Source organism: Nonomuraea sp. NPDC051941, from assembly GCF_044593615.1.
In genome coordinates, this window is sequence record NZ_JBIUCF010000010.1 from 244,633 (window position 1) to 268,027 (window position 23,395).

The following is a 23,395-nucleotide window of genomic DNA, read 5'->3' on the forward strand; positions in this document are numbered from 1 at the left end:
TCGAGCGATGAACGGGGATGCGCGGCTTCGCGTCACGCTGCTCGGCGCCTTTCAGGCGTCTCGCGGTGACGTGGCCCTGCCCGTTCAGGGTGCGCGGTTGCAGGGCCTGCTCGTACGGCTGGCGCTCGCCGGCGGGCGCGCGGTCGAGCCGGGCATCCTGGTCGACGCGATCTGGGCCGAGGACCCGCCGGCCGGACCGGCCCACGCCCTGCAGGCCCTCGTCTCGCGGCTGCGCCGGACCCTCGGCTCGGCCGGCGACGTCGCGCAGGTCGTGGGCGGCTACCGGCTGGAGGTGGACGCGGCCGACGTGGACGCGCTGCGGTTCGAGCAGCTCAGCTCGGCCGGCCGTGACCGCCTGCGCGCCGGCGACCCGGATGCCGCGGCGGCCGTGCTCGGCGAGGCCGTGGCGCTGTGGGGCGACCGTCCCGGCGCCGAGCCCGCGGTCGTCGCCGCAGTGGCGCCCGCCGCCGCGACCCGGCTTGCCCACGCCTCGGTCGAGGCCGTCGCCGACCTCGCCGACGCCGAGCTGTCCCTGGGCCGTGCCGACGCGGCCGCCGCCCGCCTGACCGCCCTGCTCGCCGAGCACCCCGTCCACGAGCGGGCGGCCGCGCTGCTCATGGACGCGCTCGCCGCCCAGGGGCGCCAGGCCGAGGCCCTGGCTCTGTACGAGCGGGTCCGCGAGACCCTGGCCGACGCCCTCGGCGCCGATCCGGGCACCGCCCTGCACGAGCGCCACCTGCGCCTGCTGCGCGCCGAGCGGCCCGCCCCGGACGCTTCGCGGACCAGGTTGGGCAACCTGCCCGCGCCGCTGACCAGCTTCATCGGGCGCGAGGACGACCTGGCCCGGATCGACACGCTGCTCGCCGCCGGGCGCCTGGTCACCGTGCTCGGCCCCGGCGGCGCCGGGAAGACCCGGCTCGCGCTGGAGGCCGCCCGTCGCCACCGCCACGAGTACCGCGACGGCGCCTGGATGATCGACCTCGCCTCGGTCACCGAGCCGGCCAAGGTCGGCGCGGCCGTGCTCGCCGGGATCGGGATGCGCGGCGGCGCGATGTTCGAGGCCCGGATGCGGGTCGAAGGCGACGACCTGGACCTGCTCGCCGACCGGCTCGGCGGCCGGGAGAGCCTGCTGCTGGTCGACAACTGCGAACACCTGATCGACGCCGTGGCCCACCTGGTCGCGGCGCTGCTGTCCCGCTGCGCCGGGCTGCGCGTGCTCGCCACCAGCCGCGAACCCCTCGCGGTCGACGGCGAGGCGCTGGTGCCGCTCGGCCCGCTCGCGCTGCCCGAGCCGGACGACGGCGTCGAGCAGGCCCGGCGGGCGGCGTCGGTACGCCTGTTCACCGAGCGGGCCGCGGCCGTGCGCCCGGGCTTCGACGTGGACGAGGCGACGCTGCCCGAGATCCGGCGGGTGGTCCGCGGCCTGGACGGGATGCCGCTGGCGCTGGAGCTGGCCGCGGCCCGGCTGCGGACGTTGTCGCTGCCCGAGCTGGCCGACGGGCTGTCCGACCGCTTCCGGCTGCTCACCACCGGCAGCCGTACCGCGCTGCCCCGGCACCGCACGCTGCGCGCGGTCATCGCCTGGAGCTGGCAGCTGCTGAGCGAGCACGAGCGTACGGTCGCCGAACGCGTCTCGATCCTGCCCGGCGGCGTCACGCCTGCCTCGGCCACCGCGCTCTGCGCCGGCACCGCGGTGCCGGCCGCCGAGATCCCCGAGCTGCTCGCGGGCCTGGTCGACCGGTCGCTGCTGCAGCTCGCGCCCGACCCTGGCCGCTACCGCATGCTGGAGACGCTGCGCGCGTACGGCACCGACCGCCTGGCCGAGACGGGCGACCTCGGCACCGTCCGCGACCTGGCCGCCCGATACTTCGCCGAGCTGATGGCCCGCTACGACCCGCAGCTGCGCGGCCCCGGCCAGCTGGCGGCCATGCGCGTCATCACCGCCGAGTACGACAACGCGCTGGCCGCCCTGCGCCGGCGGTGCGACACCGGCAACGCCCCCGGCGCGGTCGCTCTCGCCCTGAACCTGACCTGGTACTGGCAGATGTTCGGCCGGCAACCCGACGCGGCCTACTGGCTGGGCGAGGCCCTGGCGGTGCCCGGCGGCGGGCCGACGCCCGCCCGCGACTGCGCGCACGCGATCTACCTGATCGACCGGCTCGAGACCCGGCCGGGGATGACCGCCGAGGAGGTCGCCGACGACCAGGCGCAGATGCGCGAGCTGGCCGACCGGCTGCTCGCGTACCCGGAGCTGCCGGGACCGTACGGCGTGATCACCGCGCTCCTGCAGGAGGAGAAGACCAGGCTCGCGATCATCGAGCGCCTGGCCGAGGGCGACGACGTCTGGCTGTCCGGGCTGGCCCGCCTGTTCCGGGCCCGGTTCGCCGAGAACGCGGGCGAGCTCGACACGATGCGCACCGACGTGGAGGCGGCCCTGGCCTGCTTCCGGCGGGCCGGCGACCGCTGGGGCCAGGCCGGCGCGCTGCCGATGCGCGCCCAGCTGCGGCAGTACGACGACGACCTCGACGGCGCGCTGGCCGACCTGCACGAGGCCCGGACGCTGGCCGGCGAGTTCGGCTCGCTCAGCCTGCGCGACGAGGTGTACAGGGACCTGCGCTGGATCGACCTGCACCTGCGGCGCGGCGAGACCGACGTGGCGATCGCCATGATCGACTCGACCCGGGAGCGGGCCCGGCGCGCTGCCTCGGACGAGATGCTGATCCTGGTCGACGCGCGGGAGGCCGGCTTCTGGCTGCGGCACGGCGACCTGGACCGGGCGCGGCAGCTGCTCGACGACGCCGAACGGGGTCTGCACGGCGACGCCACGTTCCCCGGTGACCACGTGCGGACGCTGGTAAGCAACGTACGGGCCTCGCTCTACCTGGAGCTGGGCGACCTGGCCGGCGCGGAGCAGATGCTGGCGAAGGCGTACGCGGCGGCGCTGGAGACCCGGGACCTGCCGATCCTGTCGCTGGTGGCGGTGAACGCGGCCGCGCTCGCCGAGGCGCACGGGCGGCATGACGAGTCGGCCGTCCTGCTCGGCGCCGCCGCCCGGCTGCGCGGCACGCACGACCGCACCGATCAGCAGGTTCGCGAGCTCACCCGCCGGGGGCGGGCCGCGCTGGGCGAGGAGGCCTTCGCCGCGGCGTACGGGAAGGGTCGCGGGAGTAGAGACGTCTTGGACCGGTATTTCCTCGCTGGTCAGTGAGCCGTCGGGCTGAGGGCGAGTCCCGCTCGCGCGTGCCGGCGAAGGACCCGCGGTGGCCCGTAGCGGGGGCGGGTCAGCGGAGGTCCGTGGACAGGGTGATCTCTTTGTTCTGCTCGATCCCGGCCGCCAGGTTCTCGATCTTCTGGGTCGCCAGTCGCAGCGCATCCGATCCGAGCAGGAGTCGCAGCGGGGCGGGAGCGCGTGAGGCTACGTCAATGATGGCTTCGGCCGCACGTACGGGGTCGCCGAGCTGATTTCCTTCCATCTTGTTGTGCTCCTCGGTCATGTCGCGAACCGCGGTGTAGGCATCGATGGTGTTCTCGGGCAGTGCGAGAGATCCGCCGCCGAGGAAGCTGGTCCGGAAGTATCCGGGTTCGATGAGAGTGACCGAGATGCCGAACGGCTCGACTTCCTGCGCAAGCGCCTCGGAGAGGCCTTCTACGGCGAATTTGGTCGCGTTGTACAGACCCCATCCGGCCCCGGAGACCAGACCGAAGATGGAGGACATGTTGATGATGCGCCCCCCGCGCTGGGCGCGCATCTGCGGGAGTACGGCACGTGTCACGTTCCAGAGCCCGAAGAAGTTGATGTCGAACATCGCGCGGGCCTCGGCGTCGCTCGTCTCCTCCACGGAGCCGAGCAGGCCGTACCCGGCGTTGTTGACGAGGACGTCGATGGAGCCGAAGTGCTCGACGGCTCGATGCACGGCATTGTCGATGCTGCTCGCATCGGCGAGGTCGACCTGCAGGGGAAGGAACAAGTCGCTTGAGGCGTCCTCGCCGAGGTTCTCACGCAGACGGGCGGTGTCGCGGGCGGTGGCTGCCACGCGGCGCCCGCCGGCCAAGAGCTGCTTGACCAGCTCCAGCCCGAAGCCTTGCGAGGTGCCGGTGATGAACCACGTCGTTCCTGGTGAGTTGGCGTCCGTCGTGGACATGTCGACGCACCCTTCGAACATATAGATGGCTGGTCTGGTGGATCCGTTCGCTTCGTACGCTAATCGCCCTGAGGGAAAGTCAAAGTAACGCGCTCCTTATCACCGGGTCGTCCAAGGAGGTGGACGGTGGGGTCTGCCCTGCCCGTAGCAGTTGCGTGCTTTTCCGGGTCGGCGAATTCGTGATCGGGCATGGGATGGAATGCCATTCGGGTAGGTGCTCACCCCCCATGCCATCCGATCCTCCTTCCTCGAATGTTGCGGCGGATGGAGGTCGTGGTTGCGGCCGTGAGAGCGGACCTGCGTCGTAAGTCCCTTATCGGTACAGGTCAGGCAAAATCGGTTCGAAGTTTTCCCACGGCCTATCGAGGACTCTTCGAGCTGACATGTACCGTCGAATCGGGACCAGCTTGCTCTGTGAGTCAATGATCCGCGCCGACACGGCGGGTCGGATACGGATATTCGATTCTTATTCACGTCGAAAAATAAAATCTGGCCAACCGTGGAACACGGGCGGAGCGGAGGTCTCGGTTGTGGAGCATTGGTCGAGGCGTGAGGACGAACGATTGCTCACCGGCGCGGGCCGCTATGTCGCCGATATTCACGTGCCGGGCTGTTTGGACGCCGCTTTTGTGAGAAGCGATGTCGCGCACGGCATATTGCGCAAGGTGGACTGCTCCGTCGCCTGTGAGGTGCCGGGTGTGGTGGGGGCCTGGTCCGCCGCGGAACTCGCGGATCTTCCCATGTGCCCGCACTCGGCCGCCACGTTGCAGGATCTGCCTCCGGTTCCGCACACGCTGCTGGCCAAGCTGTCCACGGAAGAGGCCGTGGCCGGCCGGGAGTGGCCGGTGCTGGTCAAGGATCGGGTGCGATACTCCGGTGAGGCGCTGGCGGTGGTCGTGGGACAGGACCGCTACCGGGCCGAGGACGGGGCCGCCGAGGTCGTCTTCCAGATTGATCCCCTGCCGGCGGTGGTGTCGCCGTCGGCCGCGGCGGCTGACTCCGTTCGCCTGTTCGACGGTCTGAGCAACATCGCGTTTCTAGGGGAGGCCGGGGAGCCGATCGAGGAGTCGGTGTGGCGGGAGGCGGCGGTCGTGGTGGAGGCACGATATCGCCAGCAACTGCTGATGCCCACGCCGATGGAGTGCCGGGCCATTCTGTGCGTGCCTGGACACGACCGGCTGACCGTGTGGTCGGGGCACCAGATGCCGCACCGGTTGCGCCGGGAGCTGGCCGCGTTGCTGGGCTGGCCGGCCGAGCGGATACGGGTCGTGGTGCCGGACACCGGGGGCGCGTTCGGGTCGAAGAGCGCGGCGTTCCCGGAGTTCGTCGCGGTCGCCTTCCTGGCGGTGCGGCTCGGCCGTCCCGTTCGATGGGTGGAGGACCGGCTGGAGTCCATGCTGGTCGCCAGCCGGGGCCGGGGGCAGGATCAGCGGGTCCGGCTCGCCGCGGACGCTGATGGGCGCCTGCTCGCCTACGAGTTGACCATCGACGCCGACGTGGGCGCCTACCCCCACCTCGGGGTCGGCCTGCCCATGCAGACGGCCTGGATGGCGACCGGGCCGTACGCCACGCCCCGGGTTCATGCCAGTGTGCGCTCGGTGCTCACCAACACCATGGTGACCTACCCGTATCGAGGCGCGGGCCGTCCGGAGGCCGCGATCGCGCTGGAGCGGTCAATGGACGTGCTGGCCCGGCGGCTGGGGATGGATCCTGCGGCGTTGCGGCGGCGCAACTTCATCTCGCCCGACGACTTCCCGTACCAGACGCCCACTGGGCGGCGCTACGACAGCGGGAACTATGCCGCCGCGCTCGACCTGGCGCTGCAGACCCTCGATTACGACGGCTGGCGGGCCGAACAGGACCGCCGCCGGGCTGATCCTGACGCCCTGCCGGTGGGGATCGGCCTGTCCTGCTACGTGGAGCGCTCTGGAGGCGAACCCGGAGGGCTGCACGAGTTCGTCAGCGTCGAGGCGGGCGAGGACGGCACGTTCACCGCCCGATGCGGCGCCTCCCCCAGCGGCCAGAGCCACGAGACGGTCTTCCCCGCGCTGGTCGCCGAGACCCTCGGCGTGGACGCTGCGCGGGTGCGGCTGGTCGAGGGCGACACCGACGCCCAGCCCGACGGGCTTGGCTCCTTCGCCAGCCGTTCGGCGCAGGTCGACGGAGCGGCGCTGCAGCACGCCGCCACCCTGCTCATCGAGCAGGCGCGCGAGCGGGCCGCAGCGCTGTGGGGGGTGCCGGCGGAGGAGGTGGCGTGGTCCCACGGCACCGTGCACCCCGTCCGGGACGGCTCGGCGGCCATGGACCTGGCCGAACTGGTGAAGGCGACCGGGCCGATGCGCGTGGACGACCGGTTCGAGGCGGGCATGGCGTTCCCGTTCGGCGCCCACGCGGCCGTGATCGAGGTCGATCCGGAGCTGGGCACCGTACGCGTGCTGCGGGTGGTGGCCGTGGACGACTGTGGACGGGTGCTCAACCCCATGGTGGTGCACGGGCAGGCCTTCGGATCGGTCGTGCAGGGCATCGGCCAGGCACTCTACGAGGGCATCCCCTTCGACCAGGACGGCGTTCCCCTGCTGGCCAACGGCCTGCTGGACTACCTGCTGCCGACGTTCACCGAGATCCCGCCCATCGAGATCAAGGACACCTGCACGCCGAGCCCCACCACACCGCTGGGTGCCAAAGGGGCGGGCGAGTCGGGCTGCATCGGCACGCCGGCGGCGATCGTCAACGCCGTGGCGGACGCGCTGCGCGTCGCCGACCCCGACCTGCTGCAGATGCCGCTCACCCCGGACGTGGTGTGGCGAGCGGCCCGCGCCCCGAAACTGGAGGAGATCCGGTGAAGCCCGCCGCCTTCGACTACGTCGCGCCGCGCACCGTGCACGAGGCCGTCGACGCGCTCGCCGGCAACGGGCGCAAGACCCAGGTCCTGGCCGGTGGACAGAGCCTCATCCTGGAGATGCACCTGCAACGCATCCGCCCTGAACTGGTCGTCGACATCAACCGCGTCGCCGAGCTCGACCACATGGACATGAACGACAGCACGGTGCGGGTCGGCGCCCTGATCCGCCACGACGCCTTCGAGTCGGAGCAGGCCGTACCGGGCCCGCTCGGCAGGCTGTTCGCCCGCGCTGTCGCCAACATCGCCCACCCGCCCATCCGCTCCCGCGGAACCATGGTCGGCAGCCTCGCCTGGGCGCACCCCGCCTCGGAATGGTGCGCCCTCGCCCTCGCCCTCGACGCCGACCTCGAGCTGCACGGCACCGGCGGCCCACGCGAGATTCCGGCCCGCGACTACTTCCATGGGCCGTTCCAGACCGCCCGCAGGCCGGACGAGCTCATCACCGCCGTGCGGTTCCCGCTGCTCACCGGCGACACCGGGGTCGGCTTCATCGAGCACCGGCGCACGCACTTCTGCTTCGCCCAGGTGGCCGTGGCGGCGACGCTCACCGCACGCGACGGGGTGATCATCGGGGCCAGGATCGGACTCGTCAACTGCGCCGACAGGCCGGTGCGGGCCAGGGCCGCCGAGCAGGCGCTGATCGGTACCGACCTCGCGCCCCCGGCAGGACGCCGGGTGCCCGGCGACCACCCGTTCGCCCGGGCGGGCCGCATCGCCGCCGAGCAGGACGCGGCTCCCGTGGCCGAGCCGTACGCGGACGTGGAGTACCGGCGGCAGGCCATCGCCGTCCTGGTCGGCAGGACTCTGCGCGAGGCGGCGCGAGATCAGCGCGCGTGGGTCGCCGCGAGCGAGGGAGGCCACTGATGAAGATCACTCTCACGGTGAACGGCGAGCAATACCCACTCGACGTGGAGCCCCGCCGGGTGCTGGCCGACGTGCTGCGTGACGACTGCCGCCTTACCGGCACGCATCTGGGCTGCGAGCACGGCGTCTGCGGGGCGTGCACGGTGCTGGTCGACGGCCGGGCCGTGCGATCGTGCCTCATGCTGGCCGTGCAGTGCGACGGCAGCTCGGTGCGTACCGTGGAAGGGCTGGCCGGTCCCGACGGCGAGCCCCATCCCCTGCAGCGGGCCTTCTCCGCCGAGCACGCCCTGCAGTGCGGCTTCTGCACGCCGGGCTTCTTGATGGTGGCCGCCGGGGCGCTGGAGCGCGATCCCGGCATCGGCGACGACCCGGAGCGCGTCGCCGCCCTGGTCGGCTCCAACATCTGCCGGTGTACCGGCTACGAACCCATCAGACGCGCGATCACGCGCGCCGCACACGAGTGGCCGGGCAAGCCAACCTGAGACAACCCACGCGTCCGTTGCACCGTCAAGAACGTGCTGGACGGCTGGAGTCCTTCCACCAGCTCACCGGCCGTTGCCACCGCGGCGCCGACCCGGCCGCCACGCACCGCCATGCCCGGCCGCTGCGTGATCGTGCCACCGTGCACACCATGCTGGGCACTAGGCTGCGCCGCTGGCCGGTCGCTGCTTGCGACTGGTTGGTCAGACGAGCGCCGGTGCGGGAGCGGGCAGGTAGGGGGTGATGTTGCGCCAGGCGCGCTCGATGTATTCCTCCTTCTCGCCGACCGGGGCGACATAGTGCAGCGCGCCTTCGGCGGCTTCGTAGCCCTCAAGGCGGGCGATGACCCAGGCGGCGAGGTAGTGCGAGGCGAGGCATCCGCCGGCGGTGGCGATGTTGTCCTTGGCGTAGAAGGGCTGGTTGAGCACCTCGACGCCGGCGGCGACGACCCACGGCTTGGTGGTCAGGTCGGTGCAGGCGGGGATGTCGTCGAGCAGGCCGAGCTTGGCCAGCACGAGCGCGCCCGAGCACTGCGCCGCGATGAGCTGGCGCGAGGGGTCCAGGCCGCGCAGGATGTTCATGATCGCCGGGTCTTCGACGACCTCGCGGGTGGCGATGCCACTGCCGACGATGACGGCGTCAGCGGCGCACGCCTCCTCAAGAGTGGACATCTGCTCAATGACCACCCCGTTCATCGACGTCACCTTGAGGCTGGGGGTGGCGATGGTGACGCGCCAGTCGTCGGTCTTGATGCGGTTGAGCACACCGAGCGCGATCAGGGAGTCGAGCTCGTTGTAGCCCTCGAAGGTGAGGATGGCGATGTGCACGGTGGCTGTCCTTCCGGATGAGTGGGTCTTGACGGTATGGACCCGCGAACAGGACAGTCAAAGAATTGTCATGGATACAATCCGGTGCATGGCAGCCTCGCGGTACAAAATCCTGGTCGATGCGCTCGCATCCGACATCCGGAACGGGCGGCTCGCCGCAGGCGTGCGGCTGCCGACACACCGCGGGCTCGCCGCCCGCGAGGGCATCGCCGTGGTGACCGCGACCCGGGTGTACGCCGAGCTGGAAGCGATGGGCCTGGTGAGCCGGGAACAGGGCCGCGGCACGTTCGTGCGTGACATCGCGGTTCCCGCCGGTCACGGTATCGATCAGCTTTTCGTCGCCACGGATGCGGTCGACCTCAGCTTCAACTATCCGTCGCTGCCCGGCCAAGCCGATCTCCTACGGCAGGCTTTGCGAGAGGTGGCCACCTCTGGTGATCTCGACTCGCTGCTGCGCTACCAACCACATCGAGGGCGTCCCCAGGACAGAGCCTCGATCGCACGGCACCTGAGGCGTCGAGGAATCACTCCTGACGTGGATCGGATCCTCATCGTCAACGGAGCGCAGCACGGCCTGGCCATCACTGTCATGGCCGCGCTCAACGCCGGCGACGTCGTCGCGGTCGACGCACTCACCTACCCGGGTTTCAAGGTGCTCGCGCATGCCTTGCATCTCGACCTGGAGCCCATAGCCACAACCACCGACGGGCCGGATCTCGATGCCTTCGAGAAGCTGTGCGCGACCCGCCCTGTGCGTGCGATCTACACCATGCCAACCTTGCACAACCCTCTGGGCTGGGTCATGCCGACAACCGACCGCACCCGCCTGATCGAGATCGCTCGGCGGCACGGTCTGCTCATCATCGAAGATGCCGCATACGCCTACCTGGTCGAGGACCCTCCCCCGCCTCTGGCCGCAACCGCGCCGGACATCACGGTCTACGTCTCGGGACTGTCCAAGAGCGTCGCCACCGGCCTCCGAGTCGGCTTCGTCGTCGCCCCGCCGTCTACAGTGCCCTCGCTCGAACGCGCGATTCGGGCGACCACCTGGAACACACCTGCCCTCACCACCGCGATCGCCTGCCGCTGGCTCGACGACGGCACGGTGCACCACCTGGAAGCGCAGAAACGAGACGACGCCAAGGCCCGCCAAGCACTCGCCAGACAAGAACTGGCAGGCCTACCACTCATCAGCCACCCCTCGTCCTACTTCACTTGGCTGCCGCTGCCCGGCGACGCACGCGCCGATCGCCTGACCGCCACCCTCGCGCGCCGGCACATCTCGGTAAGCACGGCGGAGCCCTTCACCACTTCGACGCACACACCACAGGCACTCCGCCTTGCTCTCGGCTCAACCGATCTGGACAGTCTCCGGTCGACGCTGCGCACAGTGCGACGAGTCGCTGTCGAGGACGCCTACACCTGAACTCCCCTCAATCAGCCGATTCCTGCCCGCACCGACGTCTGCGTACGAAAGTCCGTCGGCGCTGAAGGCCTGGAGGCCCGGTCGGCCTGCGACCCGAAACTGATGAGGGAATCACCGCAGCCGTCTTCCCCCCGGGGGCCGACGGCCTCAACAACCGCATAGGAATCGATGTTGGGCCTGCGCCAACATGCACCACAGCTCGTGGAGGGGGGCCGCTGGTCATGAAGTGCGTGAGGAAGCACTTCGGGACCAGTGCGCCAATTTCGGCTGTCTCACAAGCAGGCCGAGGTTCCACTTTTACAAGGTCGTTTGAGGGTGGTCCAGGTGACCTTCCTGCTGGCCTTCGAGCACTGGCCGGACATCGAACGGCCCGGCCCCTGGTTGCGCACGGTGGTCGCCCGGCAGTTCCAGCGTGAGCGTGGCCGGCGCGAGACGCCCATGGACCTGACGCAGGAAGTCCCGGCAGCTTTGTCGGGACTGATCGCGGCCGCGACGGTGGTCAGCGAACACACCCAGCCGGTGCTGTCCCTGCTGGCCGCTCTTCCGCCCCGGCAGCGGGCGGTAATGGCCTACCACCTGGACGGGCACTCCATCGCAGAGATCGCTCAGCGGACGGCATCGACCAGCGACAACGTGCGCTTCAGCGTGCATCACGCCCGCAGGAAGCTCGCAGCCGCCCTGCACGCTAGGCCGCTGTTCGATCGGTTCGCGCCTTGACCGGCCAGCCCGCCGCCGCTGCGGCCAGCCGCGCCCGGCTGGCGGTCGAACTACGCCGCGCGCGAGCGGGCGCGCCTCCGCACCGGCACTGGCCGCCATGCGAGTCGACTTCACCGAGGTGATGCGCCGGACGGCAGAGGGACCATTTCCGGACTCCTCGCCCGCCTGATCTGATGCGCTGGGTCCGCTCGAAGTACAAACGGCGGTGGGCAAGAAAGAAGGCCCACCAGGCGTGGCTGAGGGTCACCAAGCAGTACCCGAGGCTGTTCGCGCACTGGCGATGGATCGTCACCATGCCCGCCGTCTGGTGACCAGGGTGACAAGAGCCGTATAAATCGAGAGGTTTACGTACGGATCTGTGGGAGCCGGGAGGTGAGATCCTTCCCGGCTACCCGACCGCGTGCAGGTTGATCGTTTCCCAGCGCTGTCGGGTGGATTTCCACGCCCAAGGCGAGCGGTTCGCTCGGCAGGTGCCCGTTCCCGTTCAGGACATCAGCGAGCAGAAGGGGGAGTCCGGGGGCCGCCGGTCTGCGTGTGTCCGCGTACGAGTTCAGGTTCAGAGCCAGGTACGGACGGGACGTTGGTACGCGAGGTTGTGTGCCATTTCCCTGGGGGGCGATGATCAGCTACTGCACCGCGGAGAAAGGGATCTTCATGGGGACCGTGCTGGTTACTGGGGCCACCGGAGGGATTGGGACGGCGCTGGTCAGCGCGCTGGTGGAGGCTGGGCATCGGGTGATCGCCGTGGGGCGCGATGTCGGGCGGCTGGACATGCGCGGAATCGAGGCGGATCTGGCCGAACCCGGGACACTGGCCGCCGCCGTGGGAGCGCTGGAGGATGCGGGGGAACTGCAGGACGTGCAGGCGCTGGTGCATTGCGCGGGAATCTCTCCCGTCGAAGCCGTCGCCGAGGCCGGCCCCGAGACGTGGCGGCGGACGCTGGCGGTGAACGTGGCCTCCGCCGCCGGGTTGGTGCGGCTGACGTTGCCCGCGTTGCGGCGGTCCAGGGGGCATGTGATCTTCGTCAACGCCTCGCCCGGGATGACCGGTGTCCCCCGCTGGTCGGCGTTTGTCGGCAGCAAGGCGGCGTTGCGGGAGTTGGCCGATTCTCTGCGTGAGGAAGAGGCCGCCCATGGGATACGTGTCACCACGCTCTATCCCGCTGCGACGGCGACCGACCTGCTGGGGGAGGTCAGGAGCGCCTTCGGGCGCCCGTATGATCCCGAGCTGTGCATCCGGCCGCAGACGCTGGCGGCGATGATCGTCTGGGTGCTGAGTGCGCCGGCTGACTCCTACGCCTGCGAGCTGTCCGTCCTGCCGTCGCCGCGCTGAGCTTTTTGCCGGGTGGGCCGCCGCCTTTCCGCGACAACGTCGACCATGCCTACTGCCACGGCGTCCGCTGCATCGCCGAGCCGGATGGTTCGATCCCGGTCCGTGGCGCGACGCCTGCCGGGGGCGCCAGATCTTGTGGTGGGTGTTCCGTTTGGGGATTCCTCACCGGATCAGCCGCCTGGGCAACCGCTCCCAGGTCAGGGTCCTCCGTACAAGAGTTCCGCAAGCTGCTCCGGTGACGGACGGAACGCGTGCCGGCTACGCCCGCTGCTCGACCGATGAGCAAGACGTGATCATACGGACTGAGCAGCTCCAGGCCCACGGCGTGCACCACGACAGGATCTCCATCAACCGTGGCTTATTCGGGACCAACCGCCGCAGTCGCGCTGGCCTCGACCAGGCCACCGCCGTCGGCGCGTCCTGCCTCCGGCGGGTTCGCGGGGGTCCGGGTGCGTGGGTTCTCAGGGTGTGGCGCAGAGGTTGGTGATGAGTTTGGCGAGGTCCTTGGGGGCGGTGAAGGGGTACAGGTGGTCTCCGCCGGCGATGGTGGCGGTGGTGGCGCCGGGGATGAGGGTGGCCAGGCGGGCGATGAGGCGATGGAAGGGGGGTGGGCTGGCGCTGCCCTGGATCAGGATCACCGGTGGGTGGAGGCGGGCGGCGGCCTCCGGGGTGAAGGTCCAGGCGCCGAGGGCGGGGATTTCGTCGGTGAACAGGTATCGGCAGCGGTCTTCGGCTTGGGAGACCAGGTCGGCTCCCAGGGCCTCGGTCATGGCCTGGCGGTAGGCGGGTCCGCAGACGCCCGTCATGAACAGGTCGAACGCCGCCGGCAGGTCGCCCCGGGCGGTGGCGCCCATCGCGGCTCCGATCGCCGCGCCGAGGGTGGCGCCGATGACGTCCAGGTCCTTGGGGTCGGCCAGAGCTTCGAGCAGCGGGGGCTCGCTGAGCAGGAGCGTTCGGACCAGCTCAGGGTGGTCGAAGGCGAGCTGGAACGCGATCGTGGTGCCGGAGGAGTGGGCGAGCACGTGGGCGGGCGCCGCGTCCAGGTGCCGCAACAGTGCGGCGGCGTGCCCCGCATGGTCGCCGATGGTCAGGCCGGCCGGCGCGGGGGTACCGGTGTATCCGGCGCGCACCATGCGGATCACGCGGTAGCCGTACAGCTCGGGGGTGGCGGCCAGGGGGGTGAACCAGTCGCCGGATCCGGCGGCGTGGATCAGCAACAGGGGCGCGCCGTCCCCGCCTGAGTCGGTGTAGGAGATCTCGGCGTCGTCGATGCGCAAAAAGTCGATCATGATCTTCTCTCTACTTTCGCTAGAGGTACCTCTAGTCAGTCGCTAGAGTACTCTCTAGTGAATGACGGATCCAGTCAAGCGCGGAACACGGCGGGCCGAACAGGCGCGGGCCACCCGTCAGCGCATCATCGCCGCGGCCACCGAACTGTTCGTCACCCACGGCTACGGAGCGACGCGGCTTGACCAGGTGGCCGAGCAGTCGGGGGTCGCCATCCAGACCGTGTACTTCCACTTCGGCAACAAGCACACCCTGCTCAAAGAGGCGTTGGACGTGGCCGCCGTCGGCGACGACGAACCGGTCCCGCTGCTGGACCGCCCCTGGCTGATCCCGATCCGGCAGGAACCCGACCCACGGCAGATCATCCGGATGTGGCTGGCCAACAGCCGATCCATCCTCGAACGTGCGGCCCCGCTCATGCGCGTCGTCCGCGGCGCCACCGGCACCGACCCCGAACTGGCCGCCCAATGGCACATCAAACAGCAGCAGACCCGCGCCGCCTACGCCCTGCTCGTCCAGCTCCTGAACGACCGCGGCGCGCTCAACCCCGCCCTCACCCTGGACCACGCCCGCGACGTCGCCTTCGTCCTGGCCAACATCGACAGCTACCTGGGCTACAGCGACATCTGCGGCTGGACCTTCGACCAATGGCAGCACCAAACCACCCAGGTCCTCATCGCCGCCCTCCTACCAGGCGAGGGCGGCGGTGCAGTCCAGAACGCAGGTGAAGCCTGAGCGGACCTGGGTGTCGCGGGACCGATGGACCTGGGAGGCGATCTTGGTGAAGATCGGGTAGCAGCCGAGTTCAACTTTCGGGGACGCCGTGGCGCGCCCACGCACGCCCGTCTCCAACGCCTTCGGATGGGCCGCGCTCCACGCTTGGGCGGCCACGGGGGTGGCGAAGAGGTTGATGGAGCCGCAGCACACATCCACAGCCGCCGACGTCGCCGCGTCGAGCATCGGCGCCTGCTCGAACGCTTCGCCACCTGGCATCTGCTGCGCAAGCTCCGCACGATCGCCAACCAGCAGCCCTTCGGCATGAAGCGCAACCAAGGAGCCCGCCGCGTCCTCGTCCAGGCCGCTGCCTTCCTGACCTGGCTGGACGATCACCACACCCGCCTCAGCGGCTGCACCCAAGCCGACCTGAACGCTTGGCACGCCACCGCCTTCCTGGCCCGACGACCCGCCCAGGCGTTCCTACGCTGGTGCACGACCACCGGTCACATACCCAAACTGACCATCCCGACCCGCAGCACCCTCAACCCAGCGCCGATCAGCCAGCGGCAACGACTCGCCCTGATCCGCAAGGCCCTCAGCGACGAGAGCATCCCCGAGCGCGACCGGATCATCGCCCTGCTCTACGCCCAGCCCATCAGCCGCATCCTCCGGCTCACCCTCGACAACCTCACCCGCGACGGCGACCAGGTCCTCCTCCGCCTCGGGGATCCGCCCTCATCCGTCCCCGAACCCTTCGCCGGGCTCCTGCTCAACTACCCGCAGACCAGACCGAACACCATCACGGCAACCAACCGGGACAGCCGCTGGCGGTTCCCCGGCCGCCGCGGCGGACAACCGCTGGACCCCACGACGATCCGGTTACGCCTGAGCAAACTCGGCATCCTCGCCGGACCGGGACGCTCGGCCGCGATCCGCCAGCTCGTCCTGCAGACCCCCGCGCCCGTGGTCGCCCGCATGCTCGGTTACGGCGGAGACACCGCCACCCGACTCGCCACCGTAGCCGGAAGCCCCTGGAGCCGCTACGCCTCCGGCAACCACGAACGGTGACACCTCTCAGGCGATCAGGCAGGAACACAGATCACTCGATCACTGGCCCCAATGTGGCATCCCAACTGCGCCTTCCTGCGGCCCGCCAAGCCGCTTCCCTGACAGGCCCGAACACTACGGTGGGGTGGCCCGGAGGTGAGGGCCTTCGGGCCACCCGGTTCGGGCTCAGGAGGTCGGATCGTCGGGTGCCTCTTCGACCGAAGGCGCCTCGGCCGAGGGCTCCAGGGTCTCAGTGCCGTCCGGCGCTATGGCGACCCGGGGCGAGCCGGTGAGGTTCCAGACGTAGTCGCCCTTGCCGTCGTTGTTGATGTTGTAGATGATCCTCCCGTCGGCGGTCCACCCGCCGTTGAGAGACGAGTTGTAGTACGCGTAGCAGTCCCACATCACGCCCTCGGAGTCGGAGATGCTGTTGAGATCGCTCGTCCAGTCGCACTGCTCGTTCCCGTAGATGATGTCGTTGCGCTCGACGCGTGCCTCCGCGATGAACTTGTCGAACCGCTTGCCGCCCAGGAACGACCCTGACCAGTTGATGCTGAGCATGCCCGTTTTCTGATTGTTGCCGGTACCCCTGGTGTAGATGCACATTTCGGCGCCCACCCACACGTCCGGCTTTCCGGGCAGCGAGAAGGTCTTCTCCTGCGGCGAGGAGCAGGCGGACGCCGCCCACGCGCCGGTCGTGGGTGTGACGGTGACGCTGGCGATGAAGAGTGTGCCGATAGCGGCAATCCGCGCAATCGTCCGGACCATGGAGCCCTACCCTTCTCGAGGGTCGCGCGTCGGGCGACCACGTTGATCATTTGCCCGAAAGGTAGATCACAAAGAGAAACCACGCCAGACCCTATTCTTTAGTGGAACGAACTATTTCCAGATGGACTTCTTGGGAACGGTGCAGAGGCCCGAACGGCCCTCCGGTGCCGCTGTTGCGGTGGTTCCGCGGGGGTGGCCCACAGCGCGGGGAGACCGGGGCTCACTGAACCGCTCCGACGTTCATGGAGACCGGTCGAGCCGGTACAAGGCCCGTTCTGGGTCGGTTCGGCGAGTTTGCGGGGCTTCGGGGGCGCGGCGCACCGTATGGGAAGCGCTGCCCAGCCACGTCAAGGTCACTGGATCGAGGGCAACACCACCCTGTATGCCTCATGGAAAGAGCGACGGGCTAGCTTCGATTTCCCGAACCTGATTGGTTGCCCTTCATCGCCTGGACCGAACAGATTGGGCCGCTGGCGCCCTACGCGGAGAGATTCGCTGCCGCCTACGACACCTGGTCGGGCGAACCCGAGACCTGGACGGATAGCCCAGAGGTATCGGTGCTGGGCACGTGTCTTGCAGTGATCGAGTTGGAGAGCGGCGTTCGCCTGGACAAGGAGATGAGCAGGGGCCCGAGAGCATACGTGCCGATGCCCACATGACTCTCGGATGGCTGTCTCTAGCCGAAGCGCTCTGGCCTTGGCAGACGTCCACGATCGGAAGGACGGTCACGGTGGCTGGAATGCCTATCTGACGAGGTGTTGGACCTGCTGGGGTGGGAGTGTCGGTGAGCCGGTCGAGGGCGGCTTGCCCGTCGTCGATCGGCCTTGAAGGCATGGTGCATTGTCAGCGCGCGGCAACAATCGTTATCTTGGATTCTTGGCCCCTTCTCGCAGGTCAGAGCGAGATGATCTTGTCAGGCATGTAAGGCACGGTGCCGAGCCGGGCAGCCATAAGCGCGAGGTTCGTGGCCTTGTCCCTCAAGCGCGGTGATCACCAGGAGGTGGTCGGCGCGCGTCCGCCGTTCATCCCTTCTGCATGGCCCGGAATCCCAAAGGTGCATCGAACCGTGTTTCCGAACCCCGCAGCGGCAGACCAGCGAGGTACGACGCAGAAGACCGGGGGAAGGGCGCCGTCCGCGAAGCGGCCATGGTGACGGGGGCAACGCCCCTATGCCATGGTGACGGCATGTCCGAAGATCAGATCCCCACGCCGGTCCCGCTTCCCCCGCCCATGCGCTACCTGACTGAAGACGAGAATAACCACGTCAAGAAGACCGCCTCCGAACAAACCCAGAATTATGAGGTGGATGAGACAGTGGCCATCGCAGTCGCCTACGCTGCTCTGGGCGCTATAGGCCTCTTCGCGACGCAGTCGATTCTTGCGGAAAGCAACGACGAGAAGTGCAACGCGCTGAGACTGGCGTGGGACGCCACGCAGCCAAAGCAGAGGAAGTATCTCGGGTCGTGGTGGCAGTGCGTGGGAGATCCCGGCCACTACGGCCGCCACTTCGCCTACAGCATAGTTGAGTGGTCTGACGGCGAGCCCGGCACTGTGCCCGCCACCAGGACAGCCTGACGGCCTCACGGCGCGCTGCGCAACTCAGGGCCCGGACGGCGGTCCGTCGGCCGGGCCCCGACCGAGGTACTGGCAGCACTGCGCCCACTGATGTTCGAGCCGTAATCCTCGCGCGCACACCCGCCGTGACCAGGAGACTGATCCCTTCGGCGTTACGTGGTCTGCGCCCCCGGCATCGCCACTGGACTGTCACTTGTCGGCGGCTCGCTCGAGAGCACCGACGTCGACGACGTCATCTACTGGTCCGCGCCGGGGAACGTCCTCGTTCCGGCCCCGTCGGTGCGGCTGCTGCAGGCGTACGACGAGTACATCGTCGGCTACCGCCAGAGCAAGCACCTGCTCGGCCTCGGCGGACTGGTGGATTTGGAGCCGCGCGTGTTGTTCCCTGTCGGCCCGGCTTGAGGCGTCCTGCTTCCCACAGGCTCGGGCTGGCCGAGTTGGCTGTTTGGGGCCCCGGTAGTAATCGCGGAGAATCCAACGGATATGGGTCTGACCTGCACGGACGGAGCTTGGCCAGCCGCCCCGTGATCGTATTCCCCAAGAAGTCTCCGCAGGTCGGCAGCAACATCGTTGGATTCACAGCCATTACTACCGGAGCCCGTCAGTGCGGGGGGCGGCGCAGCAGGCCGCGTTCCAGCGCGACGACCACGGCCCGGGTGCGGTCGTTGACGTCCAGCTTGGCGAACAACCGCAGCAGGTGCGTCTTCACCGTCGCCTCCGCGATCACCAGCCGGTCGCCGATCTCGGCGTTGGTCAGGCCGTCGGCGACCCCGTTGAGCACCTCGGCCTCGCGGGAGGTCAGCGCGACGTGCGCGGGTCTGCGCAGCTTGGCGATCAGCTTCTCGGCGACCCTCGGCGCCAGCACCGTCTCGCCGCGGGCCGCCGCGTGGATGGCGTCCACGAGCTGCTGACGGGTGGTGTCCTTGAGCAGGTAGCCGATGGCGCCGGCCTCCACGGCGCGCTCGATCTCCTCATCGGTGTCGTACGTGGTGAGGATCAGCACACGGGTGCTCGCATGTCCGGCGACGATCTCCGTCGTGGTCGCCACGCCGTCCAGGACCGGCATGCGCAGGTCGAGCAGCGCCACGTCCGGGTCGTGCCGTTCCACCAGCTCCAGAGCGGCCCGCCCGTCACCCGCCTCGCCGACGATATTGATGCTCGGCTCGGCGGCCAGGAGGGCGACGACCCCGGCCCGCATGACCGCATGGTCGTCCACCACGACGACGCGCACCACAGATGTCCTTGTCACGTCACGGGCTGTCATGTCAGGGGCTCGCTCTCTAGGGGAATCATCGCCCAGACGCGCGTGCCGTCGCCGAGCGAGCTCGTCACGGCCAGCTCGCCGCCCAGCTCGGCCAGCCGCTTGCGCATCCCGTCCAGGCCGAAGCCGCGCGACCGCCCGGTCTCGAAGCCGACGCCGTCGTCGGTGATCTCCAGCTCGACCCCGTACGGCTGCTGCGCCAGCACGACGCCCACCGTGGACGCCCGCGCGTGCTTGCGCACGTTGGCCAGGGACTCCTGGGTGCACCGCAGGAGCGCGATGCGGGTTTGCTGGTCGCAGTCGATCTCGGCCAGCTCCGCGGTGACGGCGAGCCCGGTGTCCTCGGTGAAGCGGTCGAGGGTGCGGCGCAACGTCGCCGCCACGGACCCGGCGGCCGCCCCGCCGTACTGCCGCGCCGAGCCGACGAGGTCGCGGGCCTCGGCTAGGTTCTCGCGCGCCGTCGACTCGATGGAGCGCAACTGCTGGGCGCTGCGGCCGTCGGCCCGGCCGAGCCCGGAGCGCGCGGCCTCGGCCAGCACGATGATCGAGGCGAAGCCCTGCGCGAGCGTGTCGTGGATCTCGCGCGCCATCCGCTCGCGCTCGTCGGCCGCGCCCTGGCGCTGGTGCGCCCGCGACAGCTCGGCCTGGGCGCGCTCCAGCTCGGCGAGCAGCCGGGCGCGCTCGTGGCTCTCCTCGACCACCCGGTGCACCCAGATGCCGATCAGGACGCTCGCCGCGTACACGATCAGCGTGGAGACCACGTTGGAGGTGAAGAACTCCGCGCTCCACCCGGCCCGCAGGGCGCTGGTGGCCAGCGTGCCCACGGCGCCCGCGCCGCTGAAGACGACCGAAGCGCGCCACGACCCGGCGAAGATCCAGAAGTGCGGCAGCGTCACCATGAACAGCGCCGCGTACCCGGGGCGCAGGTAGGCCAGCCCGCTCAGGGCCACGACCAGCACCCCCAGGTACGCGTGCGGACGCAGCACCCTCGGGAAGCGCACCACCACCGCGTACGAGCCGGCGACCGCGCCCATCAGCACCAGCGACCAGATCTTGACCTCGCCGGGCGGGTCGAGCGCCACGATGGCTGCGGCGAGCAGGCCGTACAGCGCCCAGCAGACGGCGTTCCAGCGCTGTAGGGTCCTCGCCCAGAACGGGCCCGTCAAGGAAGGCGGCATAGGGTTCAACCTACGTGGGCGGGCGCGCTCCCCCGCACATCCCCAGCCGCGGAGCGGACCCGCCGCGACGGCCACCAGCTCGCCTCGCTCAGCAGCAGCATCGCCGACGGCAGCACCAGCACGCGGATGACGAAGGCGTCCAGCAGCACGCCGGCCGCCAGCACGAACCCGATCTGCTTCATCTCGATCAGGTGCAGGAAGACGAAGCTGGCGAACACCGTCACCATCACCACGGCGGCGCTGGTCACCACGCCCGCCGAGCCCGCGACCCCATCGAGGACCGCTGTCCGCGCGGGCACGCCGCGCAGCGCGGCCTCCCTGATCCGGCTCAGCACGAACACCTGGTAGTCCATCGACAGCCCGAAGAGGATCACCAGCAGGAACAGCGGCACGCGCGAACCGATCGTCCCGGTGGACTCGAACCCCAGCAGACCCTCGGCCCACGTCCCCTGGAAAACCAGGACGAGCAGCCCGAGCGCGGAACCCGCCGACAGCAGGTTCAGCACGATGCCGAGCAGGCCGAGCACCAACGACCGGAACAGGACCACGGTCATCGCGAACGTGACCAGCAGCAGCGCCACGAACACCAGCGGCAGCTTGCTCTTCTGGTGCGCGGCGTAGTCCGTGAGCCGCGCCACGTCGCCCGAGACCGCCCATTCCGCACCGGACACCCGCCCAAGGGCGGCGGGCAGGTAGCCGTCCCTGAGCTGCGCCAGCGACGCGCGCCCCTGCGGCGAGTCGTTGCGATACGGGACGGACAGGGCGAGCACGCTGACGCGGCGGTCGGCCGAGACGCGCAGCCGGGGCTCGCCGGCGAACAGCCGGTCGGCCCGCGTCCGCCGCGTCACCTCGCCGAGCGCCTGGCGCACCTGCGTGGCCTGCTCGGTGCCGGCGCGCACGACGACCTGGTGCGTGACCCTCATCTCGGGGAACGCGGCGACGAGCCGGTCGCGCACCTGCATGGCCGGGATCTCCCGCGAGTGCGATTCCAGGCTGATGTCCGACAGTCTCAGGCCCAGCAGCGGGGCAGCGAGCGCGAGCAGCGCCCCGGCCGAGACGGCCAGCGTGATCGCTGGACGCCTGCTCGCGGACCCCAGCAGCACGCCCCGGACACGGCCCTGCCGCGCCCGGGAGCGGTCGGGCCCGCGGCGACGTTCCCGCCGCCGCTCCCGCCGCCGTCCGATGACCACCACCAGCGCGGGCAACACGGTCAGCGAGCTGGCCACGGCCACCAGCGTGACCACGATCGTGCCGGTCGCCAGGGAGGAGAAGATGACGTCCCCGGCCAGGTAGAGGGTCGCACCGCACACGATCACGGCCAGCCCGGAGCCGACGACGGCCCGTCCCGAGGTGGCCGCCGCCAGCTTCACCAGCGCCTCGGGGGCGAGCCCACCACCGGAGCGGGCGCGTTCCTCCTGCTCCCGTTTGAGGTAGAACAGCGAGTAGTCGACGCCGACGGCCATGCCGATCAGGATGATCACGTTGTTGCCCACGCCGGCGTCGGGGAAGACGTGCGAGGCCGCCATCGACAACCCCATCGCCGCCGCGATCGAAGAGAGCGCGAGCAGCAGCGGCACCGACGCGGCGACCACCGAGCCGAACACCAGCAGCAGGACGACCAGCGTCACCGGGAAGGTGATCGCCTCGGACAGCGCCAGGTCGGCGCCGCGCTGGGCGTTGACGCCCTTGCTGATGGAGGGGGCGCCGGTCTCCTCGACGCGCAGGTCCGGGAAGGCGGCCTGGACCGCCGCCGTCTGCGCGGCCAGCGGATCCACGTGTTTCTGGGCGTCCAGCTCGGCGCCCCGCATCGTCACCCGGACCATGACCGATCCGCCGTCCGCGGAGCGTGCGGGCGCCGCCACGCCCTCCACCTGGGGCAGCCGCTCCATCCTGGCCCTGACCTCCCGCGCGGCGGCGTCGAGCCGGGCGTTGTCGCGGCCGGTGATCAGCACCTGTTCCTCGGGCCTGCGTTGCAGCCCTCCTTCGGCGGCCATGGTCTCGGCGCGGCCGGCCTCGCCGACCCGGTAATCCTCGGTGGCGGCGGCGCGGGTGCCGAGCGTCATGCCGGCGCCCAGGCAGAGGACCACGAACATCAGCCAGCCGGCGATCGCGCGCCAGGGGTGCCGGGCGCTCCACAACGCGGCCCGCACGGGTAGTTCACTCATGCGTCAAGCCTGGTCCGGCAGGGTGTGCGGGCGACAGCACCGTCCGGTCGTACCTGCCGTCCACCGTCCGGTGGACACGGGGTCCTGCAGCACACCCCAATACTTGTAAAACGCCGGCTACGAGGTTCGCTCGATCTCCTACCTGGCCGGCTGAGGGGAGGTCAGTCAGGGACCTGCCAGGGCGACCTCAGGCGGCCACACGCGATCGAAGACCCGCCCGGACTGGTTTCGACGATAGGCCTCCAGTGCCGCGATCTGGCGGTCAGCCTCTGCCCGGGTACGCCGCGTCAACCGGACCGGCGCGGGATGTGATCGTCGTTCAGGAGGAGTGGACTTATGCCACTGCGGTAGCCCGGCCTCGGTGCGCGGCATCAACGGTTCGCCGAGACGCTCCAGGAGCGGGTCGTCGGACTGGATGTAGTCCCCGATGCGGAGCCGGTCGACGGCGGGCCACCCAGGCGGCGCAGAGTTCGCGGGTCCACTGGCCGGGCTCTTGGATCTCCGGGTGTTCGGCGGCCAGCCACGTTGCGTCGGCCTTTGCGGCCGCGGGGTGGGAGGGGTGAGGTGTCGTGCCAGCGCGGCACCCAGCTAACCCACGTCTGGGCCACGCCCACCACGGGCGGGCGAGCCAGACGTGCTGGTGCCGGCGGTGCGCTGGTGAGGCCGAGGGCCGCCAGGGCCCGGTGGAGGCTGTGGATGTTCTGCCG

At 70.0% G+C, this 23,395-nt stretch carries 20 protein-coding genes; 12 read left to right on the plus strand and 8 right to left on the minus strand.

Going from position 1 to position 23,395, the window contains the following annotated elements:
• Positions 1 to 7 precede the first annotated feature (7 nt).
• Positions 8 to 3,208, plus strand: coding sequence for a BTAD domain-containing putative transcriptional regulator (locus ACIHFD_RS19500; protein WP_397368114.1), 3,201 nt, complete (start codon positions 8 to 10; stop codon positions 3,206 to 3,208).
• Positions 3,209 to 3,281: 73 nt separating this feature from the next.
• Here ACIHFD_RS19500 and ACIHFD_RS19505 read toward each other — a convergent pair whose 3' ends face one another.
• Entirely contained in the window at positions 3,282 to 4,142 is an 861-nt protein-coding gene (locus ACIHFD_RS19505) for an oxidoreductase (RefSeq protein ID WP_397368115.1), read from the minus strand.
• Between the two features lie 422 nt (positions 4,143 to 4,564).
• Here ACIHFD_RS19505 and ACIHFD_RS19510 point away from each other — a divergent pair, with 422 nt between their 5' ends.
• From ACIHFD_RS19510 to ACIHFD_RS19520, 3 genes are read left to right on the plus strand one after another with little or no spacing between them, the layout of a single operon-like run.
• The gene (locus ACIHFD_RS19510; RefSeq protein WP_397368116.1) at positions 4,565 to 6,985 is read left to right on the plus strand and encodes a xanthine dehydrogenase family protein molybdopterin-binding subunit; all 2,421 of its coding nucleotides are present in this window, start codon (positions 4,565 to 4,567) and stop codon (positions 6,983 to 6,985) included.
• Entirely contained in the window at positions 6,982 to 7,908 is a 927-nt protein-coding gene (locus tag ACIHFD_RS19515; RefSeq protein WP_397368117.1) for an FAD binding domain-containing protein, read from the plus strand. The genes ACIHFD_RS19510 and ACIHFD_RS19515 overlap by 4 nt, the downstream gene beginning before the upstream one ends.
• The gene (locus ACIHFD_RS19520; protein WP_397368118.1) at positions 7,908 to 8,390 is read left to right on the plus strand and encodes a (2Fe-2S)-binding protein; all 483 of its coding nucleotides are present in this window, start codon (positions 7,908 to 7,910) and stop codon (positions 8,388 to 8,390) included. The genes ACIHFD_RS19515 and ACIHFD_RS19520 overlap by 1 nt, the downstream gene beginning before the upstream one ends.
• Positions 8,391 to 8,591: 201 nt before the next feature.
• Here the strand turns inward: ACIHFD_RS19520 and ACIHFD_RS19525 are convergent, their stop codons facing one another.
• A complete protein-coding gene (locus tag ACIHFD_RS19525) occupies positions 8,592 to 9,215 on the minus strand; it encodes a DJ-1/PfpI family protein (RefSeq protein ID WP_397368119.1) in 624 nt (207 codons plus the stop codon).
• 88 nt (positions 9,216 to 9,303) lie between these two features.
• Here ACIHFD_RS19525 and ACIHFD_RS19530 point away from each other — a divergent pair, with 88 nt between their 5' ends.
• The 4 genes from ACIHFD_RS19530 (at position 9,304) to ACIHFD_RS19545 (ending at position 12,690) form a co-directional block, all read left to right on the plus strand.
• Positions 9,304 to 10,641: a PLP-dependent aminotransferase family protein gene (locus tag ACIHFD_RS19530; RefSeq protein WP_397368120.1), complete on the plus strand. Its 1,338-nt coding sequence runs from the start codon at positions 9,304 to 9,306 to the stop codon at positions 10,639 to 10,641.
• A 324-nt stretch (positions 10,642 to 10,965) separates the two neighbouring features.
• Positions 10,966 to 11,358 (plus strand): RNA polymerase sigma factor, encoded by a 393-nt coding sequence (locus ACIHFD_RS19535; RefSeq protein ID WP_397368121.1) that lies wholly within the window; start codon positions 10,966 to 10,968, stop codon positions 11,356 to 11,358.
• Positions 11,359 to 11,531: 173 nt separating this feature from the next.
• Positions 11,532 to 11,669: a hypothetical protein gene (locus ACIHFD_RS19540; RefSeq protein WP_397368122.1), complete on the plus strand. Its 138-nt coding sequence runs from the start codon at positions 11,532 to 11,534 to the stop codon at positions 11,667 to 11,669.
• Between the two features lie 307 nt (positions 11,670 to 11,976).
• Positions 11,977 to 12,690 (plus strand): SDR family NAD(P)-dependent oxidoreductase, encoded by a 714-nt coding sequence (locus tag ACIHFD_RS19545; RefSeq protein WP_397368123.1) that lies wholly within the window; start codon positions 11,977 to 11,979, stop codon positions 12,688 to 12,690.
• Positions 12,691 to 13,151: 461 nt separating this feature from the next.
• Here ACIHFD_RS19545 and ACIHFD_RS19550 read toward each other — a convergent pair whose 3' ends face one another.
• Positions 13,152 to 13,979 carry an alpha/beta fold hydrolase gene (locus tag ACIHFD_RS19550; RefSeq protein WP_397368124.1) on the minus strand — a complete coding sequence of 276 codons (828 nt, stop codon included), beginning with the start codon at positions 13,977 to 13,979 and terminating at the stop codon, positions 13,152 to 13,154.
• Between the two features lie 61 nt (positions 13,980 to 14,040).
• Here ACIHFD_RS19550 and ACIHFD_RS19555 point away from each other — a divergent pair, with 61 nt between their 5' ends.
• On the plus strand, positions 14,041 to 14,712 hold the full coding sequence (locus ACIHFD_RS19555) for a TetR/AcrR family transcriptional regulator (RefSeq protein WP_397368125.1): 672 nt from the start codon (positions 14,041 to 14,043) through the stop codon (positions 14,710 to 14,712).
• On the opposite strand, the gene ACIHFD_RS19560 is transcribed toward ACIHFD_RS19555, so the two are convergent.
• Positions 14,665 to 15,030 carry a hypothetical protein gene (locus ACIHFD_RS19560; protein WP_397368126.1) on the minus strand — a complete coding sequence of 122 codons (366 nt, stop codon included), beginning with the start codon at positions 15,028 to 15,030 and terminating at the stop codon, positions 14,665 to 14,667. The genes ACIHFD_RS19555 and ACIHFD_RS19560 overlap by 48 nt on opposite strands.
• Between ACIHFD_RS19560 and ACIHFD_RS19565 the strand changes: the two genes are divergently transcribed.
• Positions 15,016 to 15,762, plus strand: coding sequence for a hypothetical protein (locus ACIHFD_RS19565; protein WP_397368127.1), 747 nt, complete (start codon positions 15,016 to 15,018; stop codon positions 15,760 to 15,762). The genes ACIHFD_RS19560 and ACIHFD_RS19565 overlap by 15 nt on opposite strands.
• A gap of 165 nt (positions 15,763 to 15,927) precedes the next feature.
• On the opposite strand, the gene ACIHFD_RS19570 is transcribed toward ACIHFD_RS19565, so the two are convergent.
• On the minus strand, positions 15,928 to 16,509 hold the full coding sequence (locus ACIHFD_RS19570) for a hypothetical protein (protein ID WP_397368128.1): 582 nt from the start codon (positions 16,507 to 16,509) through the stop codon (positions 15,928 to 15,930).
• 1,185 nt (positions 16,510 to 17,694) lie between these two features.
• Between ACIHFD_RS19570 and ACIHFD_RS19575 the strand changes: the two genes are divergently transcribed.
• Both ACIHFD_RS19575 and ACIHFD_RS19580 read left to right on the plus strand, forming a co-directional pair.
• A complete protein-coding gene (locus ACIHFD_RS19575) occupies positions 17,695 to 18,084 on the plus strand; it encodes a hypothetical protein (protein ID WP_397368129.1) in 390 nt (129 codons plus the stop codon).
• 156 nt (positions 18,085 to 18,240) lie between these two features.
• Positions 18,241 to 18,486 (plus strand): hypothetical protein, encoded by a 246-nt coding sequence (locus ACIHFD_RS19580; protein ID WP_397368130.1) that lies wholly within the window; start codon positions 18,241 to 18,243, stop codon positions 18,484 to 18,486.
• A gap of 199 nt (positions 18,487 to 18,685) precedes the next feature.
• Here ACIHFD_RS19580 and ACIHFD_RS19585 read toward each other — a convergent pair whose 3' ends face one another.
• Genes ACIHFD_RS19585 through ACIHFD_RS19595 form a run of 3 tightly spaced genes read right to left on the minus strand, consistent with a single transcriptional unit; the run spans position 18,686 to position 22,688 of the window.
• Positions 18,686 to 19,315, minus strand: a complete 630-nt coding sequence (locus ACIHFD_RS19585; RefSeq protein ID WP_397368131.1) for a response regulator — start codon at positions 19,313 to 19,315, stop codon at positions 18,686 to 18,688.
• A gap of 29 nt (positions 19,316 to 19,344) precedes the next feature.
• Entirely contained in the window at positions 19,345 to 20,523 is a 1,179-nt protein-coding gene (locus ACIHFD_RS19590; RefSeq protein WP_397368132.1) for a sensor histidine kinase, read from the minus strand.
• 5 nt (positions 20,524 to 20,528) lie between these two features.
• Entirely contained in the window at positions 20,529 to 22,688 is a 2,160-nt protein-coding gene (locus ACIHFD_RS19595; RefSeq protein WP_397368133.1) for an MMPL family transporter, read from the minus strand.
• Between the last annotated feature and the right edge of the window lie 707 nt (positions 22,689 to 23,395).

Bases quoted from the DNA above. Each gene is read 5' to 3' on its own strand.
- ACIHFD_RS19500 (WP_397368114.1), top strand. From the start codon at position 8: ATGAACGGGGATGCGCGGCTTCGCGTCACGCTGCTCGGCGCCTTTCAG.
- ACIHFD_RS19505 (WP_397368115.1), bottom strand. From the start codon at position 4,142: ATGTCCACGACGGACGCCAACTCACCAGGAACGACGTGGTTCATCACC.
- ACIHFD_RS19510 (WP_397368116.1), top strand. From the start codon at position 4,565: ATGATCCGCGCCGACACGGCGGGTCGGATACGGATATTCGATTCTTAT.
- ACIHFD_RS19520 (WP_397368118.1), top strand. From the start codon at position 7,908: ATGAAGATCACTCTCACGGTGAACGGCGAGCAATACCCACTCGACGTG.
- ACIHFD_RS19530 (WP_397368120.1), top strand. From the start codon at position 9,304: ATGGCAGCCTCGCGGTACAAAATCCTGGTCGATGCGCTCGCATCCGAC.
- ACIHFD_RS19540 (WP_397368122.1), top strand. From the start codon at position 11,532: ATGCGCTGGGTCCGCTCGAAGTACAAACGGCGGTGGGCAAGAAAGAAG.
- ACIHFD_RS19545 (WP_397368123.1), top strand. From the start codon at position 11,977: ATGATCAGCTACTGCACCGCGGAGAAAGGGATCTTCATGGGGACCGTG.
- ACIHFD_RS19550 (WP_397368124.1), bottom strand. From the start codon at position 13,979: ATGATCGACTTTTTGCGCATCGACGACGCCGAGATCTCCTACACCGAC.
- ACIHFD_RS19555 (WP_397368125.1), top strand. From the start codon at position 14,041: ATGACGGATCCAGTCAAGCGCGGAACACGGCGGGCCGAACAGGCGCGG.
- ACIHFD_RS19565 (WP_397368127.1), top strand. From the start codon at position 15,016: ATGAAGCGCAACCAAGGAGCCCGCCGCGTCCTCGTCCAGGCCGCTGCC.
- ACIHFD_RS19570 (WP_397368128.1), bottom strand. From the start codon at position 16,509: ATGGTCCGGACGATTGCGCGGATTGCCGCTATCGGCACACTCTTCATC.
- ACIHFD_RS19575 (WP_397368129.1), top strand. From the start codon at position 17,695: ATGTCCGAAGATCAGATCCCCACGCCGGTCCCGCTTCCCCCGCCCATG.
- ACIHFD_RS19590 (WP_397368132.1), bottom strand. From the start codon at position 20,523: ATGCCGCCTTCCTTGACGGGCCCGTTCTGGGCGAGGACCCTACAGCGC.
- ACIHFD_RS19595 (WP_397368133.1), bottom strand. From the start codon at position 22,688: ATGAGTGAACTACCCGTGCGGGCCGCGTTGTGGAGCGCCCGGCACCCC.